Source organism: Vibrio sp. Y2-5, assembly GCF_014596725.1.
GTDB lineage: Bacteria > Pseudomonadota > Gammaproteobacteria > Enterobacterales > Vibrionaceae > Vibrio.
Genome location: NZ_JACVEG010000001.1, coordinates 994,879 through 1,009,694, shown reverse-complemented (window position 1 = coordinate 1,009,694; position 14,816 = coordinate 994,879). Strand labels below are relative to the sequence as shown.

Genomic DNA, 14,816 nt, shown 5'->3' with positions numbered 1-14,816 from the left:
TATAATTTCGCGACAAGCTGGCCTATAAATAGGCTATTTCTCAAGAAGTTTGGTTCTCTTTTACTTTGCGTAACTGAGTTAAATACTTTATCCAGCTTTTTGCTTCTTCTGAGGGCTCAAGATTATTCGCTTTCTTCGCTTCAATCAGGGCAGGTTCAAGCTGGTTTAGTTTGTACAGAGCCTTGGTGCGGGCTAAAGCAACTTGAGCTTGTTTTGCCTTCTCTTTTACATTGTCCAGTTCAGATAATGCGTCTTCATAACGGGCTTGCTGAATAAGTAGTTGAGCGATATTCCAGTGGTACTTCGCATCAAATTTGGCAGCTAACGCCCATGCATCGATCGCTTTGTCCCACTCTTTTGCTTGTTGCCAGTAATAAGCACGCTCGGTGATCAAATCCACATTAGTCTGCGCATCTTCCAACTGCTCTAATACAAGCCCAGCACGCTCAGGAACACCGTTATGTGCGTAAAGTTGAGCTAATAAACGTAAATCAGCATCACTCAATTCGATTTTTTGCAGTTGAGCTAAACCCAAACTGCTCAATGCGTCTTTTTTCTTGCCGGTTTTCAGCTCCAAGTTAACCAATTGCAACCACCAATTGCTGCGCTGTGGCTCCAGGTTGATCAGTTTCTTGAGAGTTGGAATCGCTTGCTCCCAGCGCTCAAGCTGAAGCTGTGCTCCCAATTTAACCGAAAGAGGAGTTACGCTATCCGGTTGTTTGAATTTGTCATATTCAGTGATTGCAGCCAGTGTTTTTTGCCACTGCTCCATCTGGTAGTGAACTTGAGCAATTCTTAACCATAGTTCGCTGGCATTCTGCGTTGTTGGTATGTTTTTGCTTAACTTATAGTAATGAGGCAACGCTTGCTTATACTGCTGATTCATCAACAGCAGATCCGCTAACATACGCTCTGTAAGCCAACCTTGGTCATCTTTGAGTTCGCCACTTGCAACTGCTTGTTCCAATGCCGTGATGGCCGGTTTGAGCTGTTCATTCTGCCAATAGAAAACGCCAAGCATTCGAGAAAAGTAAGCCTTATCATAAGCTCGAGAAACATCGGCCATACTCAACGTTTCAATCGCCTGAGACAATTTGTTGTCTTGCGCTAACTGATTAGCTTTCATCGCTTTGTTTGCTGCATACTGACTCAACTCCGCAGCAGCACTCCAAGATGCGGAACTCATCAGTAGTAGACCGATGATCATTCGTTTCATCATTTGGCTAACTTAAACTCCAATTTCACAGATTGTCCGGGTTGAGTAACCGCTTTGCCATCTACTAGTTTGGGTTGGTACTTCCAGTTTCTCAGCGCTCGTGTCGCTTCACGCTCAAACACTCGTTTAGGTTCAGCTTCCAGAACTTCGATATCTGTTGGTTGACCTGTTTCGTCAATGGTAAAACTCATCACCACATGGCCTTCAATGCCCCTTTGCAAAGCACGAGCTGGATATGTTGGTTCGACACGATGGAGTGGCATCGCTTGTTGATTCGCACTAATATCGCCAAAGGTTGGAGCGTTGATAGCAATACCATTGATTGCTGTATCTAAACCAAGTGATGGAACGCTCGAAAGTTGAGAACTGTTTGCTACAGCAGTCTGTTTTTTCGAAACAGGCGATTCAGGCGGCGGTTCTGGTAATTCGGGTTGTTCTGGAACACTTCGTTGTCTGCGTTGCACTTGATTTTTTTGCTCTAACATCACCATGTTAAAGCTAAGAGGTTGGCTCGCTTTTGGCGCACCTTGATTGCCGTTGTCAATCATCCAAGCCATAAATGAAAACAGGCTGAGAGAGATAAGTGCAGCTATCGGCGTTGCGAACAATAAACGCAGCATCAACGCTTCTCCGCAGCAAGTGCTATACTCTTAACCCCAGCACCTTTGGCGGCATCCATGACTTTTACGACAGTACCGTTATAAGCATGTTCGTCAGCCTGTATCACCAACGACGCTTCAGGTTGTTCCAATAACAGATGCTCTAGTGTCGCCTGCACTCGTTCAACATCTACTTGTCGTTTATCAATAAAAATGTCGTTCGCAGAAGTAATGGCTACGAAAATACCTGCGTCTTTTTGGCTGACCACATTTGAAGCCGTAGGACGATTGACTTCCACACCTGATTCACGCACAAAGGAACTGGTCACGATGAAGAAAATCAACATGATAAATACGATATCCAACATAGATGTGAGGTCTATTTGAGCCTCTTCTTGCTGTGATTGACGTCGACCGAGTCTCATCGTTGACTCCTTAAAGATTTTTCTAATTTCATTTCTAACAGACGACAGGTTTTCACTAGGCGAGCATGAACAAACATACCGGCTAACGCAGCAACCATACCAGCCAGGGTCGGCAACGTGGCCAGTGAAATACCTGACGCCATTAATTTTGGATCGCTGCTGCCCTGTGTTGCCATCACATCAAAGACGGAGATCATCCCCGTCACTGTGCCTAGTAAACCCAGCATTGGACAGATAGAAACCATCACTTTAATGACGTTGAGATTCTGAGTTAAGGCGATGTGTGCTTGCCCAATCCAACCTTGCTTAATGGCGTGAGCGTGCCATGAGTGATGCTCACTACGCTGATGCCATTGCTCAATCCACTGTTTACGCTGCTTAGGAAAAGTAAACACCAGATAAAGAATACGTTCGATAACCAACAACCAATACACCGCAACAACCGCTGCTAACCACCACAATACTGCACCACCCTGATCCATAAACTCAGTCAGTGGTAAAAACAGATCATTGAGTGACATTAACCAGTCAGCTTGCATCTTCAACCCTTATGCCGCATTGACCATGTTCGCAGAACCAGTTTCGCAGCTTTCGCGTTCAGCTTGCTCTGCGACTAAACCAATACCCTGTTTTTCCAAAATATTGCGGATGTTCTCTGCCTGAGTACTTAAAATATTGTGTGCAAGTAACAGCGGCATTGCAGCAACAAGACCTAATACAGTAGTCACTAGCGCCATCGAAATACCGCCCGCCATAACTTTAGGGTCGCCGTTACCGAACTGAGTGATAACTTGGAAAGTTTCGATCATGCCTGTTACGGTACCAAGCAGACCAAGCATAGGCGCAAGTGCTGCTAGCAGCTTAAGCATTGACAAACCTTTTTCTAAACCTGTTTGTTCATCAACAACGGCTTCTAAAAGACGCAATTCTAGCGCTTCAACACTACGATGTTTTTCTTTGTCGTGAACAGAAAGAACTCGACCCAGCGGATTGTTTCCGGGCTGCTGTGGACTTTTAAGCTGCGCAGTGATCTTTTGACGAGCAATCGCCAGCGAAGCACCACGATATAAAGCAATCACTAAACCGATAGCCAATAGCACAAGTATGATCTTTCCGACTACACCACCCGCTTCTAGTCGCTGTTCCAGCGTAGGCGTTAAAGCTAACTGCTGTAGCAAAATACCGTGTGATGGGTCCATAACAACGGATGAAACAACGCCATTTTTTAAAGCCGTTAACGAATTAAGCGTCGGTGCATTTTCGGGCTGAACTGAATACGCGACAGCGTCTTTTCGGCCATTATTCCATTGCAGGTATCCCTGGTCTGAAACCAATCCAAAAGCACCGAGACGAGTAGCCTCAACTGTCTGCTTGCGCCCTTCTCCATCAATCAAAGTTACATTTGTGGTAGACATTTCTCCACTCGCGGTGATCTGCTCTTGCATCGATTGCCATAAACCCGTGAGCTGTTTCATCGAAGGCAAAGATTTAGCAGCAACGATATCTTCAATCACGCCAGCTTTGACTTGGCGGTCAACACCGGTGACAGATTGAGAAAGATCCCCTTGAATTTCTTTCGCGTTTTGACGAACAACGCCAAAAATTTCGCCAAGGCTACCCGTTTCCAGACGCAGTTTTTCTTCTAAACGTGCCAGTGAATCTTCATTTTTAGAAAACTCGGCAGAAAGCTTATCGGCTTGTTTTTGCAAATTGTTACGCATCGCCAGCAACTGAGCCTTTTTATCCTTCAGTTGTTGCTCAGTCAGCTTAAATTCCGCTTCACGTTTTACATCGTGATTACGTTGTACTGTATTTTCTGTTTTCGCTTTGCTAACAATATCCGTCGCCGCAACAGTGGATGCGTTTGCACCGATGAACAACACAGCACAGAGTAACGGAGCAAATTTGTTGTTCATATTAGTTTGCCTCCGCATTAACAAGTGACACAGGCAGAGTAACCAGCGTTGGCGCTATTTGTTTCGCCGCTAAACTATAAGCTGTATCAAGGTCTGATTTATAACTACTTTCAAGCGGTTGCCATTGCTTCTTCGCTTGATCCCAAGTCCAATATTGGCTTGCATTTGGATTACGGGCAATTAAAGCCACTCTACCCAGATAGAGAATATCGGCATCGACTGACTCGTTGTTATTTAAACTAATTTGACCTTTGTAAGAACCAAGTTTACGGCCGTAATCCATTTCGATTTGGTAGGCTTCGAGAATTCTTCTGAATTTTTCAGCATCACTGACATCCGCTCTCGGCATAAGAGATTTTAGCTGCTCAAGACGATTGGTACGCGCTTGTAAACGGATAGGTTTGTCTTGCTCAAGAACACTCTGCAAACCATCAATCATCTTATACATAAGGGGAACAATGCCCTGACGTGTATCTTTGATCTCTTCGATTTGCTTATCCAGACTCACCATTTCTTGTTTCTGATTATCCACTAGAGCCCGTAAGTGATTTCGATACACTTCTAAATTTTTTACTTGCTCACTGAGCTGTTCAATTTCAGCCTGCAGCTCGATTGCAGAATCAGAACTCTTATCGATTTTCTTCTGACTCGCAGCTGAAGCCGCATTGGTTTTGTCTTGAATCGATTTTGCGTCATCAAGCGTATTGGCGTGAATGGGCAAAGCCATTGATGCAGAAATAAGGATAAAACTGGATTTTAAAAAATTCATCATCTTAATCAAATAGCGCATTATTGTGTTTGGATGTTAATGATAAAGGCTCTCATTATCAACTGTAATTTGAACTATCGTGATTATCTAGTTAGAACCTTTTTTAGTTGCAACCAATAATGTGCTGAATTCGAAGTGATGAAAAGCGTTTAAAGAGAATTGAGATAAGTAATGGAGTTAAGAATGAAAAAAGGTGGCATAAACCACCTTTTCATAACCGCTAATTTTAGTAACTTAGTCCAGTAAGCTTAGCCACATGGATCATTTGATTACGTAAGTTTGCTGTAATCTCGTCCAAACGTTGCTTTTCTTCTTCTGTAAAAGGATGAATGAGTATCTTCTCTACCCCATTCTTACCAATTACCGCAGGTAAGCTCAGAACAACATCTTTGTAGCCATATTCACCACGTAACAGTGTACCGACTGGCAGCACCGAGTGTTCGTTGATCATAATTGCCTGAATAATACGGAACACGCTTGCCGCTATACCATGTACGGTATTGTTTTTGCGTTTGAAGATTTCAAAACCTGCCTGCTTTACCGATTCCAGCAGTTCATCTGCATCAATTCGTGGAATATTGTTCGAATCACAGTAATAGTCAGCAGGCTGCCCTGCAATGCTGATCAAGCTCTTAGGTGTAAAACACTCACTACCATGTTCACCTAACACATAACCAAACACATTTTTAGGGTCTAGGTTGACACGCTGAGCCACAATCGCCATCAAACGAGCCGTATCAATCACACAACCTGCGGAAATAACGCGTGAAGGGCTATAACCTGTGTTCGCCACAATACTATGTGTGACAATGTCACAAGGGTTGGTTACAACGATAAGTATCGCTTTAGGTGCAACGCGTTCGATTTTCTTCGCAATATCAACACCAATCTTTGCGTTGATTTCTGCCAAGTCCATACGTGTCTGGCCTTGTTGAATTTGAGCCCCAGCGGTAATGACCACGATATCAGCACCAATCAACTCCATGTAATCATCGGTCGGCGTAATACGGGTATTTTTAGAGAAAGTCAGTGCCGCTGTGTGTCTGAAATCGAAAGCTTCGCCTTCTGCACGTTTTACATCGCGGTCAAGAATCGTCAACTCACTCACACTACCTAAAGTTAATAAGTAGTTACAGATACCTACTCCAACAGCACCAGCACCAATAACACCAATTTTCATATTCGTTCCTTGAACAACTTAAACAAGATCAAACTTAGGATTGTAGATTTTACTAGTATTAGCAACATTCATTCCAATTATATTTTGCAATATAGCTAGATTATGGCGTTATTGGCTGCAATATCGCTCTTTTATAGTTCATTAGTCAATCGCCATGTTCCAAATTGGTGCAAGTCATTTGTCCTTTATTAATGTGATTGAAGTCACCTGATCCATAAATCTTTAACCTTAGTGACATTTTTCGTCCACCTATGTGAAACATTTCTTCGCCACCATAGCATCAAACGAAACACAAACAGTATCGTTCGAAACCTAACAAGGAATAAAGTCAATGAATAAGCTATGGGTAGCAGGGTTGCTTTCAGCAACAGTTTCAGGAACTTCATTTGCAGCGACTGAAATTACGTGGTGGCACGCAATGGGCGGACAACTGGGCGAAACAGTAAACAAAATCGCTTCGGACTTTAACGCTTCGCAAAACGAATACAAAATCACGCCTGTATTTAAAGGCTCTTACACAGAAACACTAACCGCGGGTATTGCTTCGTTTCGTGCTGGTCAATCACCAAACATTCTTCAAGTGTTTGATGCTGGTGCCGCGACGATTATGAATGCTCCGGGCGTAGCGAAACCTGTTCAGGACATTATGATTGATGCAGGTTTCCCATTCTCTGCACAAGACTACTTAGCGGGTGTTCGTAATTTCTATGCGGACAGCAACGGCAAAATGATCGGTATGCCATTTAACAGTTCTACACCTGTTCTTTATTACAACAAAGATATCTTAGCGAAAGTCGGTGGCGAAGCACCTAAGACCTATGAGCAGCTAGAAGCTTTGGCCAAAAAGCTAAAAGCAAAAGGTTATGTCGCATTTTCAGAATCACACACGCCTTGGATCATGTTCGAGAACTTTAAGTCTCGTCATAACCTACCTCTCGCTGATAAAGAAAATGGTTACAAAGATCTATCCTCAAAAATTATGTTCAACACCAAAGACATGGTGATGCATTTCAACAAACTTAAAGAGTGGTCGGACAAAGGTTACTTCAAGTATTACGGTAGTGACTGGGACGCAAACCAAACACCATTCGAGCGTCAAGAAGTGGCAATGTGGATGGGTTCTTCAGGTTCATTCGGCGGCCTACGCAGTCGAGTGAAGTTCGATCTGGGCACCACTTACCTTCCTTATTGGGAAAAACTCAATGACAAAGGTGTGCATACCTTTATTGGTGGTGCTGCGCTATTTGCCATGAGTGGTCACAGTAAAGAACAAGACAAAGGTGTTGCGAACTTCTTTGCTTACCTGACTAAGCCAGAAGTACAAATGTATTGGCACAAAACAACAGGATATGTACCTGTTACCAATGCTGCTTACGAATTGACTAAGAAATCTGGTTACTACAATGAACAGCCAGATGCGGAAGTGGGCGTTAAACAGCTAAGCTTAGCTTCAGGCGAATGGAACAAAGGCTATCGTCTAGGTTTCTACCCACAAATTCGTGAAGTAATGCACCGTGAATTCGACAACATTTTCGCAGGTCGTTCAACTGTTCAGGCAAGTCTGGACAAAGTGGAAGACGAAAGCGACAAACTACTGAATCGTTTTGCACGCACAGTGAAATAACTCTGTACCAGCCCACTGGACATTAGGTTCAGTGGGCATTTCTTTTTATCAATTGGACAAAGCTTGTGGAACGTCGACAACAATTTTTTCACTCTCCAATGCCCTACTTTTTGCTTGCTCCGCAGATCGCAATTATTGCCATTTTTTTCGTTTATCCTGCAGCAAAAGCCGTTTATCTCTCTTTCATGCTTGAAGATCCATGGGGCATGTCTTCAACGTTTGTCTGGTTTGAAAATTACCAAATTCTTTTTCAATCTTCAGAGTATTTAGAATCTCTCGGATTCACGCTAATTTTCTCCATCCTAGTATCGTTTTTGTCACTAGCGATTGCGCTTTTACTTGCGGTAAAAGCTGACAACATTATTCACGGACAAAGCGCATACAAAGTTACGCTCACATGGGTGTATGCGGTTGCCCCCGCGATCGCTGGCATCATAGGTGGTTTCTTATTTAACCCGCATATTGGCGTTCTTACTGATTTCTTAGAACATCTGGGTTGGAAATTCAGTGTTCAAACCGACCCGTTTGATGCCACCATTGCACTTATTTTGGTTTCTGTGTGGAAGCAGGTTGCGGTGAACTTTGTTTACTTCCTCGCAGGTCTTCAGTCGATTTCGTACGCCGTAAAAGAGGCTGCGACGCTGGATTGTGTCAGTGACAGCAAACGCTTCTGGACCATTACCTTCCCGCTTCTCGCTCCAACCGGATTTTTCCTGCTGGTGATTAACCTCACCTACGCATTTTTCGACACTTTCGGCGTTATTGACACATTGACAGACGGCGGTCCCGGGGGCTCAACCACTTCGCTGGTTTACAAAGTCTACCGTGACGGCTTTGTTGGCGCAGATTTGGGCGGCAGTTCAGCACAATCAGTGGTGCTGTTACTACTGGTATTGGCATTGACCTTTATACAGTTCCGTTTTGTTGAAAAACGCGTGCATTACTAAGGGAACCCGATGAAAAGTAATTCTCTCTCCGATCATTTGATATTGATTCTTGGTGCCCTGTTTATGCTGGTGCCGTTATGGTTGATTTTTGCCAGTTCAACCCATGAACCTAACGTTCTGGTAAGCCAAGGTCTGCAATGGGATATCGGCAACAACCTGTCAGCGGTGTATAGCGAAGCATGGAACAAAAGCCTTGGTTTTACTGGGGATGTCACAGCAAAAACCATGATCTTCAACTCGGTGATCATGGGGCTTGGCTTTGCTATCGGCAAAATCATCATTTCAATGATGGCAGCTTATGCGCTGGTATATTTCCGCCTGCCTTATGCCAGCGCGTGGTTCTGGCTGATATTTGTCACGCTACTTCTGCCGCTTGAGGTTCGAATCATTCCCTCTTATGAGGTGGTATCGAGCTTAGGTATGCTCAACAGTTATTCAGGATTAATCCTGCCTTTAATTGCTTCTGCCACCGCAACTTTTTTCTTTCGTCAGTTTTTTAAAACCATCCCGGATGAACTGTTGGAAGCAGCGCAATTAGATAACGCAGGCCCTGTTCGATTCTTCATTGATATCTTGTTTCCGCTATCGAAAACCATGATGACTGCCATCTTTATCATCATGTTTGTTGTGGGCTGGAACCAGTACTTGTGGCCGATCATGATGACCACAAATGAGCACTACAACACCATCGTCATGGGCATCAAGCAGATTCTCAATAACATCAATGAAACCAATAGCCCTAGATACGACTATGCCTTTGCCATGGTCATTCTCGCGATGCTACCGCCAGTATTGGTTGTAGTGATATTTCAACGTTGGTTCGTTAAAGGATTAATTGAAAGTGAAAAATAATAACGCAATGCATCTGGTACATAGCTCTGCAAGCATTAAGCAGGACAACGTAATGTTAGATATCAAACAATTAGTAAAAACATACGAAAACGGCCACCAAGCAGTGAAAGGCGTAGACCTTTCCATTAACGAAGGCGAGTTTTTGGTACTAGTAGGGCCATCTGGCTGCGGTAAGTCTTCGATCTTGCGTTCAATCGCAGGCTTGGAAAGCATCACCAGCGGTGAAATTCATTTGGCGGGACGTCGCGTAGACACAGAAAAGCCAGCAAAACGCGATATTGCGATGGTATTCCAGAACTATGCACTTTATCCGCACATGAGTGTTTACAACAACTTAGCCTATGGTTTGAAGAATCGCGGCGTTGATAAAAGCACCATAGAGCAGAAGATTCAAAAAGTTGCTAAAACACTGAAAATAGAAGAATACCTTGACCGAAAACCAGCAAAGCTCTCTGGCGGTCAGCGTCAGCGTGTCGCAATGGGACGCGCGATCGTTCGTGACCCTCAACTGTTTCTATTTGATGAACCTTTGTCGAATCTTGATGCGGCTCTTCGCGCGCACATGCGACTAGAGATCAAAAAGCTGCAAAGAGAACTGGGAGTAACCAGCGTGTATGTTACCCATGACCAAGTGGAAGCAATGACATTGGCCGATCGCATCGTGGTATTGAACAAGTTGGCACCCCTGCAGAGGTATATCACAAGCCGGCAAGTACATTCGTTGCGAGCTTTATTGGTAGCCCTGCGATGAACTTTATACCGGCATCCTTAGTTCATGGTCAGCTACACGTCGCTGGTAAGCAGTTCTTTCTACCTGAATATGAAGATCTGAGTATGGAAAACCTCACGCTAGGAGTTCGTCCTGAACACGCAGAGATTACTCATTCAAATTCAAGTAGTGATGCCATTACACTGGAATTATCCATTCATGTTGTTGAGCCTTTGGGGCCAAACCAACTTGTTCATGGCAGCTTAAACAGCATAGATAGCGACGACAGTTTTATTGCCGTGACGCCTGAAATGAATCTGGACAACAACGCACCACTGAGTATTTCGGTATCTCGCACTAATCTTCATCTGTTTGACGAACAAGGCAAACGTCTTTGCCCTGTATCTCTTGCTAAACGAGCCATAGCGTAAGGATTGATGTGAGTTTATCTACCAGACAAAAACAGATATTGGAGTACCTACAACACGCTCACGGCGTGTTGTCCAGCGACCTATTGTCACAGCGCTTTGATGTCTCCGTTCAGACAATTCGCAAAGATATGAATGACCTTAGCGACAAAGGTATGGTTCGCAGAGTGCACGGCGGCATTTCCCTACCCAGCCCGAATGACAATTTGTCGTTTACCAATCGCGAGTTGGTCAATCTTTCTGCAAAGCAAAAAATCGCACAACGAGTAGTGAAAGAGCTGCCCGAGGGCACCAGTATTTTTCTCGGCATTGGAACAACCCCCAAATACGTTGCACAGGCTCTGCTTGACCATCCGGGGTTAACAGTCGTAACCAACAATATCAATGCGGCGTTAACCTTAAGCCGCAACCCCAATATTGCTGTCTATCTGGCGGGCGGCGCTGTTCGCCCTTCGGATGAAGATACCGTGGGTGAAACCACTACCGGGTTTTACCGACAGTTCAACATTAAAATTGGAATTTTCGGTGTCGGAGGCTTTAACGATAAAGGACAATTACTGGATTTTACGCCAGAAGAGTCAGGACTAACGCGGGCGATCATCGAACAAAGTCAACAATGTTGGTTAGTTGCAGACAAAACAAAGTTGGGGCGCTATGCTCCCGTTGTGAGTGGCGAACTATCAGAAATAAAGCGACTATTTGCCGATGAAGCCACCAATGAATTTATGACGTTATGCCACTCCCACCAAGTTGAACTGGTGGTTGCGTAGAACTGTTCAGCTCTCATTTTCAATAAAGGAATTTGTATGTCTCTGATCGTTGTCGGTCACCGAGGTGTTGCAGGCACCTATCCAGAAAATACTCGTGTGAGTGTTCAAGCGGCTATCGATATGGGTTTGTCCTGGGTCGAAGTAGATATTCAACCTACCAAGGACAACATACTTATCGTTTGTCATGATCACACCATTAATCGCTGTAGCAACGGTAAAGGTCGTGTGGATGCTTATACTCTTGCAGAGCTCAAGAATTTTGATTTTGGAGCATGGTTCTCTGAGCAATTTACAGGTGAAAGTATTATGACGCTGGATGAGTTGCTTGAACTGGCGCAACGTCATCATCTAGGTCTGAATCTCGAAGTCAAAGTCGATAAACACGATGTCACCAGTGTGGTTTCTCAACTCAAACAGCAATTGGATCAGCACCCTATCGCTAAAGAGCAGATTGTGTTGTCGAGCTTTAGCCACGAGATCATCCGCGAACTACACCAGCACTGCTCTGGCTATAAATTAGGCGTACTGAGTGAGCGTTTATCTGCAAAAGACAAAGCGCTTCTTGATGAAGTCAACGCCTTTAGCTGCAACCTGAACTATAAGTGGATCACTGAGAAGCACATCCAGTATTTGAAACAGCACCACTTTCAAATCTGGTGTTATACAGTCAATGAAGCAGAACGCTTCCCACATCTCGACAAAGTTGACGCCATATTTTCTGACTGGCCAAGTCGCTTCATTTAATTTAACTCAGTTAAATGATCATTAGGTTGCAAAAACGCCCGCTATTGCGGGCGTTCTAACTTAGGTAGCTGAGTAATTACGCGAATAATGACTTATCTACTTTGATGATCGCTTTACGCACTGGCATTGGTTTGTTATCCGTTGCTACCAATGGACGATGAGGTTGGCCTGGGTAGAAAACAATAAACTCACCAGCAGTAAGTGATACAAATTGTTCAGACGCTAATTGCTCACTGAATGCGAGATCTTTCTCAGCAAGAAAATCCTCATCCAAGCCTTTAAATGGCGTTAAGCTATAGCCAAACGATTCTTTACCTTCAAGCAGAATTTGCACATCTAAATAACGACTATGGCATTCGGATTTACGTTGTTCTAAAAGCTGAGTGTGGTCATCCACCAGCATAAAGAATACATTTGAACCATCAATTTCGTGACGACCATTTTCAATTGGCGTCTCTAAACGATCCAATACTGATGTAATTATTTTTTTAAGCTCTGGCGCTAAGAAGCCAGCAAACTCAAGGTGTGACGTTTTACCTACAAACACGACAAGGATCCTATATAAGTGTTACAACTGCACGCAGTTTACCGTTATCCACTAGGATAAAACGTGATAATTGAAACATTGTTTTAATTTAAATTAAAAGCCAACGATTATTTCCCGCTATTCTGATGTAGGTCAATCACAAGGTCAATGTCCAACTCATTACGCGATTTGACTTAGGAGCAAACGCAAAAACGCCAATCAACAAGTGATTAGCGTTCGAAAGATTATCGGCAGAGCAAACAAGTTTTAATCAAGCCAAGCACTTAACATCCAGATTAGCTTCTCTTGCTCACGAATGTAGTCACTCATTAATGCTGCAGTACCTTCATCACCCACTTCTGACGCGTAACTCAGTACCTTGCGCTGTTGTCCAATCAGTAAGCTGAAACCTTCCACTAGACCTTTCATGGTGCTGTCGCCATCAGTAGCATTGGTGTGTTCGTTAATTTTTGAACGCTCTACATACTGGCTAAAGCTGTGTACAGGCTGAACTTCAAGAGTAAGAATACGTTCTGCGATTTCATCAATCTTCAATTGTAGATCTGTATAGATTTCTTCAAATTTTGCATGTAATTCAAAGAATTTTTTACCTTTAATGTTCCAGTGATAACCACGAGTGTTCATGTAAAACACCTGATAGTTAGCCAGTAAATTATTCAATGCTTCTGCGAGTTCTAGGCTCTGTTCTTTATCGAGACCAATAAGATTCTTTTTCATAACATCACCTCTTATGTTGATATTCTTTGCTTCGTTGAGAGAATAATAAGCGCCGGTGATGTTAAATAGAAATCGTATGAATCCATTAATTCAATAGGAATAGCCTATTGAATTAGGTTCTCATTTTCGTGCCCGCTGTCGATAACCGCATTATTTTTCGAACATTTGTTGATTTAACTCAGGGCTAAACGCAACGTCGAGAGGCATGGTACATCTCCTGTTTTCCTTAGAGATTATGTTATGCCTGTTATTAACGATCAGCGTCTTATTGAACACTTTCTAGAAATCATCCAAATCGACAGTGAGTCAGGCAAAGAGAAGGCATTTGCCGATGTCCTTTCAGCTCAACTTGTAGACCTTGGGTTTGAAGTGCACAAACTTCCTGTTCCAGAAAGCGTTTCAAACGGCTACAACATCTATGCTCGCCTAGAAGGTTCGCTTGCTGGAAGCACAGTTTTCTCATGCCATATGGATACGGTAAGCCCGGGAAATGGAATTCAACCAGTCATTGAAGATGGCATTATTCGCTCTGCGGGTAATACTATTTTGGGTGGTGACGACAAATCAGGTATCGCTGCCATTCTTGAAGCAGTCAAAAGTCTGAAAGAAGAAAATACCGCACATCAAACTATTGAAATCGCTTTTACCGTTCACGAAGAAGGCGGCTTGATGGGTTCAAAACACTTTGATATGAACTACATTCAGTCGGACAAAGCGATCGTTCTTGATACCGGCGGTCCAATTGGCACCATTATTACCGCGGCACCCGGCCAACAAAAACTGAATGTCACCATTCACGGTAAACCTGCACACGCAGGACTAGCGCCAGAAGAAGGTATTAGCGCAATTTCCGTTGCAGCGGATGCCATTACGCAAATGAACTTATTGCGTATTGATGAAACAACGACAGCGAACATCGGTATGGTAAACGGCGGTTTGGCAACAAACATCGTAATGCCTGAACTCACCATCGTCGCTGAAGCGCGTTCTCTCAACAATGAAAAACTGGCAGCTCAAGTAAAACATATGGTCGATACCTTTGAAGCGGTCGCTGAAAAACACGGAGCGACAGTAGAAATTGATTCTCAGCGCTCTTACAACGCCTTTGTTATGGATGATTCTCACCCGCACATCGCAACGATCAAGCAAGTGTTCGAATCTATGGATATTGAACCTAGAACGAAAAGCACGGGCGGCGGTAGTGATGCGAATAACTTCAATGAAAAAGGCTTAACCACGGTTAACCTGTCAACGGGTATGTCAAAAGTGCACACCACCGAAGAGTTCATCGCGGTTGCGGATCTGATCAAGATCAGCGAATTCATCAGAACCTATCTAATGCGTTAATTCTCACTGCTAATGTTAAGTTAAAG

At 43.7% G+C, this 14,816-nt stretch carries 15 protein-coding genes and 1 pseudogene; 7 read left to right on the top strand and 9 right to left on the bottom strand.

The annotated features are described in order from the left end of the window. Positions 1 to 40: 40 nt before the first annotated feature. The 7 genes from HUO09_RS04715 to HUO09_RS04685 form a co-directional block, all read right to left on the bottom strand. Positions 41 to 1,216, bottom strand: coding sequence for a lipopolysaccharide assembly protein LapB (locus tag HUO09_RS04715; RefSeq protein ID WP_188233204.1), 1,176 nt, complete (start codon positions 1,214 to 1,216; stop codon positions 41 to 43). Beyond that, entirely contained in the window at positions 1,216 to 1,836 is a 621-nt protein-coding gene (locus HUO09_RS04710; RefSeq protein WP_188233122.1) for an energy transducer TonB, read from the bottom strand. Before HUO09_RS04710 ends, HUO09_RS04715 begins: the two co-directional genes overlap by 1 nt. Next, positions 1,836 to 2,240: a biopolymer transporter ExbD gene (locus HUO09_RS04705; RefSeq protein ID WP_188233121.1), complete on the bottom strand. Its 405-nt coding sequence runs from the start codon at positions 2,238 to 2,240 to the stop codon at positions 1,836 to 1,838. The genes HUO09_RS04710 and HUO09_RS04705 overlap by 1 nt, the downstream gene beginning before the upstream one ends. Continuing rightward, positions 2,237 to 2,779: a MotA/TolQ/ExbB proton channel family protein gene (locus tag HUO09_RS04700; RefSeq protein WP_167412540.1), complete on the bottom strand. Its 543-nt coding sequence runs from the start codon at positions 2,777 to 2,779 to the stop codon at positions 2,237 to 2,239. The genes HUO09_RS04705 and HUO09_RS04700 overlap by 4 nt, the downstream gene beginning before the upstream one ends. A 9-nt stretch (positions 2,780 to 2,788) precedes the next feature. Continuing rightward, complete coding sequence (locus tag HUO09_RS04695) at positions 2,789 to 4,156, bottom strand: MotA/TolQ/ExbB proton channel family protein (RefSeq protein WP_188233120.1); 1,368 nt, start codon at positions 4,154 to 4,156, stop codon at positions 2,789 to 2,791. Between the two features lies 1 nt (position 4,157). Then, positions 4,158 to 4,925: a DUF3450 domain-containing protein gene (locus tag HUO09_RS04690; RefSeq protein WP_188233203.1), complete on the bottom strand. Its 768-nt coding sequence runs from the start codon at positions 4,923 to 4,925 to the stop codon at positions 4,158 to 4,160. A 226-nt stretch (positions 4,926 to 5,151) separates the two neighbouring features. Further along, positions 5,152 to 6,105 (bottom strand): L-lactate dehydrogenase, encoded by a 954-nt coding sequence (locus HUO09_RS04685; RefSeq protein WP_167412221.1) that lies wholly within the window; start codon positions 6,103 to 6,105, stop codon positions 5,152 to 5,154. Between the two features lie 331 nt (positions 6,106 to 6,436). Here HUO09_RS04685 and HUO09_RS04680 point away from each other — a divergent pair, with 331 nt between their 5' ends. The 6 genes and pseudogenes from HUO09_RS04680 to HUO09_RS04655 all read left to right on the top strand — a co-directional run bounded on the left by HUO09_RS04680 (position 6,437) and on the right by HUO09_RS04655 (position 12,179). Further along, positions 6,437 to 7,729, top strand: coding sequence for an extracellular solute-binding protein (locus tag HUO09_RS04680; protein ID WP_188233119.1), 1,293 nt, complete (start codon positions 6,437 to 6,439; stop codon positions 7,727 to 7,729). 65 nt (positions 7,730 to 7,794) lie between these two features. Next, complete coding sequence (locus HUO09_RS04675; RefSeq protein ID WP_167412223.1) at positions 7,795 to 8,676, top strand: ABC transporter permease subunit; 882 nt, start codon at positions 7,795 to 7,797, stop codon at positions 8,674 to 8,676. Between the two features lie 9 nt (positions 8,677 to 8,685). Beyond that, positions 8,686 to 9,528, top strand: a complete 843-nt coding sequence (ugpE, locus tag HUO09_RS04670; protein ID WP_167412224.1) for a sn-glycerol-3-phosphate ABC transporter permease UgpE — start codon at positions 8,686 to 8,688, stop codon at positions 9,526 to 9,528. Next, positions 9,512 to 10,668, top strand: a pseudogene (gene ugpC / locus HUO09_RS04665) (sn-glycerol-3-phosphate ABC transporter ATP-binding protein UgpC). The gene ugpE and the pseudogene ugpC overlap by 17 nt, the downstream one beginning before the upstream one ends. Positions 10,669 to 10,676: 8 nt before the next feature. Beyond that, entirely contained in the window at positions 10,677 to 11,435 is a 759-nt protein-coding gene (locus HUO09_RS04660; RefSeq protein ID WP_188233118.1) for a DeoR/GlpR family DNA-binding transcription regulator, read from the top strand. Between the two features lie 36 nt (positions 11,436 to 11,471). Further along, on the top strand, positions 11,472 to 12,179 hold the full coding sequence (locus HUO09_RS04655) for a glycerophosphoryl diester phosphodiesterase (protein WP_188233117.1): 708 nt from the start codon (positions 11,472 to 11,474) through the stop codon (positions 12,177 to 12,179). Positions 12,180 to 12,255: 76 nt separating this feature from the next. Here the strand turns inward: HUO09_RS04655 and HUO09_RS04650 are convergent, their stop codons facing one another. Both HUO09_RS04650 and HUO09_RS04645 read right to left on the bottom strand, forming a co-directional pair. Further along, entirely contained in the window at positions 12,256 to 12,726 is a 471-nt protein-coding gene (locus HUO09_RS04650) for a YhcH/YjgK/YiaL family protein (RefSeq protein WP_167412227.1), read from the bottom strand. A 246-nt stretch (positions 12,727 to 12,972) separates the two neighbouring features. Continuing rightward, complete coding sequence (locus tag HUO09_RS04645) at positions 12,973 to 13,443, bottom strand: Dps family protein (RefSeq protein ID WP_167412228.1); 471 nt, start codon at positions 13,441 to 13,443, stop codon at positions 12,973 to 12,975. A gap of 240 nt (positions 13,444 to 13,683) precedes the next feature. On the opposite strand from HUO09_RS04645, the gene HUO09_RS04640 reads away from it, so the two are divergent. After that, positions 13,684 to 14,790, top strand: a complete 1,107-nt coding sequence (locus HUO09_RS04640) for a M20/M25/M40 family metallo-hydrolase (protein WP_188233116.1) — start codon at positions 13,684 to 13,686, stop codon at positions 14,788 to 14,790. The last annotated feature ends 26 nt before the right edge of the window (positions 14,791 to 14,816 follow it).

Excerpts from the sequence above, each read along its gene's own strand:
- HUO09_RS04715 (WP_188233204.1), bottom strand. The coding sequence starts at position 1,216 with ATGAAACGAATGATCATCGGTCTACTACTGATGAGTTCCGCATCTTGG.
- HUO09_RS04655 (WP_188233117.1), top strand. The coding sequence starts at position 11,472 with ATGTCTCTGATCGTTGTCGGTCACCGAGGTGTTGCAGGCACCTATCCA.
- HUO09_RS04700 (WP_167412540.1), bottom strand. The coding sequence starts at position 2,779 with ATGCAAGCTGACTGGTTAATGTCACTCAATGATCTGTTTTTACCACTG.
- HUO09_RS04710 (WP_188233122.1), bottom strand. The coding sequence starts at position 1,836 with ATGCTGCGTTTATTGTTCGCAACGCCGATAGCTGCACTTATCTCTCTC.
- HUO09_RS04685 (WP_167412221.1), bottom strand. The coding sequence starts at position 6,105 with ATGAAAATTGGTGTTATTGGTGCTGGTGCTGTTGGAGTAGGTATCTGT.
- HUO09_RS04645 (WP_167412228.1), bottom strand. The coding sequence starts at position 13,443 with ATGAAAAAGAATCTTATTGGTCTCGATAAAGAACAGAGCCTAGAACTC.
- HUO09_RS04640 (WP_188233116.1), top strand. The coding sequence starts at position 13,684 with ATGCCTGTTATTAACGATCAGCGTCTTATTGAACACTTTCTAGAAATC.
- HUO09_RS04680 (WP_188233119.1), top strand. The coding sequence starts at position 6,437 with ATGAATAAGCTATGGGTAGCAGGGTTGCTTTCAGCAACAGTTTCAGGA.
- HUO09_RS04705 (WP_188233121.1), bottom strand. The coding sequence starts at position 2,240 with ATGAGACTCGGTCGACGTCAATCACAGCAAGAAGAGGCTCAAATAGAC.
- HUO09_RS04690 (WP_188233203.1), bottom strand. The coding sequence starts at position 4,925 with ATGAATTTTTTAAAATCCAGTTTTATCCTTATTTCTGCATCAATGGCT.
- ugpE (WP_167412224.1), top strand. The coding sequence starts at position 8,686 with ATGAAAAGTAATTCTCTCTCCGATCATTTGATATTGATTCTTGGTGCC.
- HUO09_RS04695 (WP_188233120.1), bottom strand. The coding sequence starts at position 4,156 with ATGAACAACAAATTTGCTCCGTTACTCTGTGCTGTGTTGTTCATCGGT.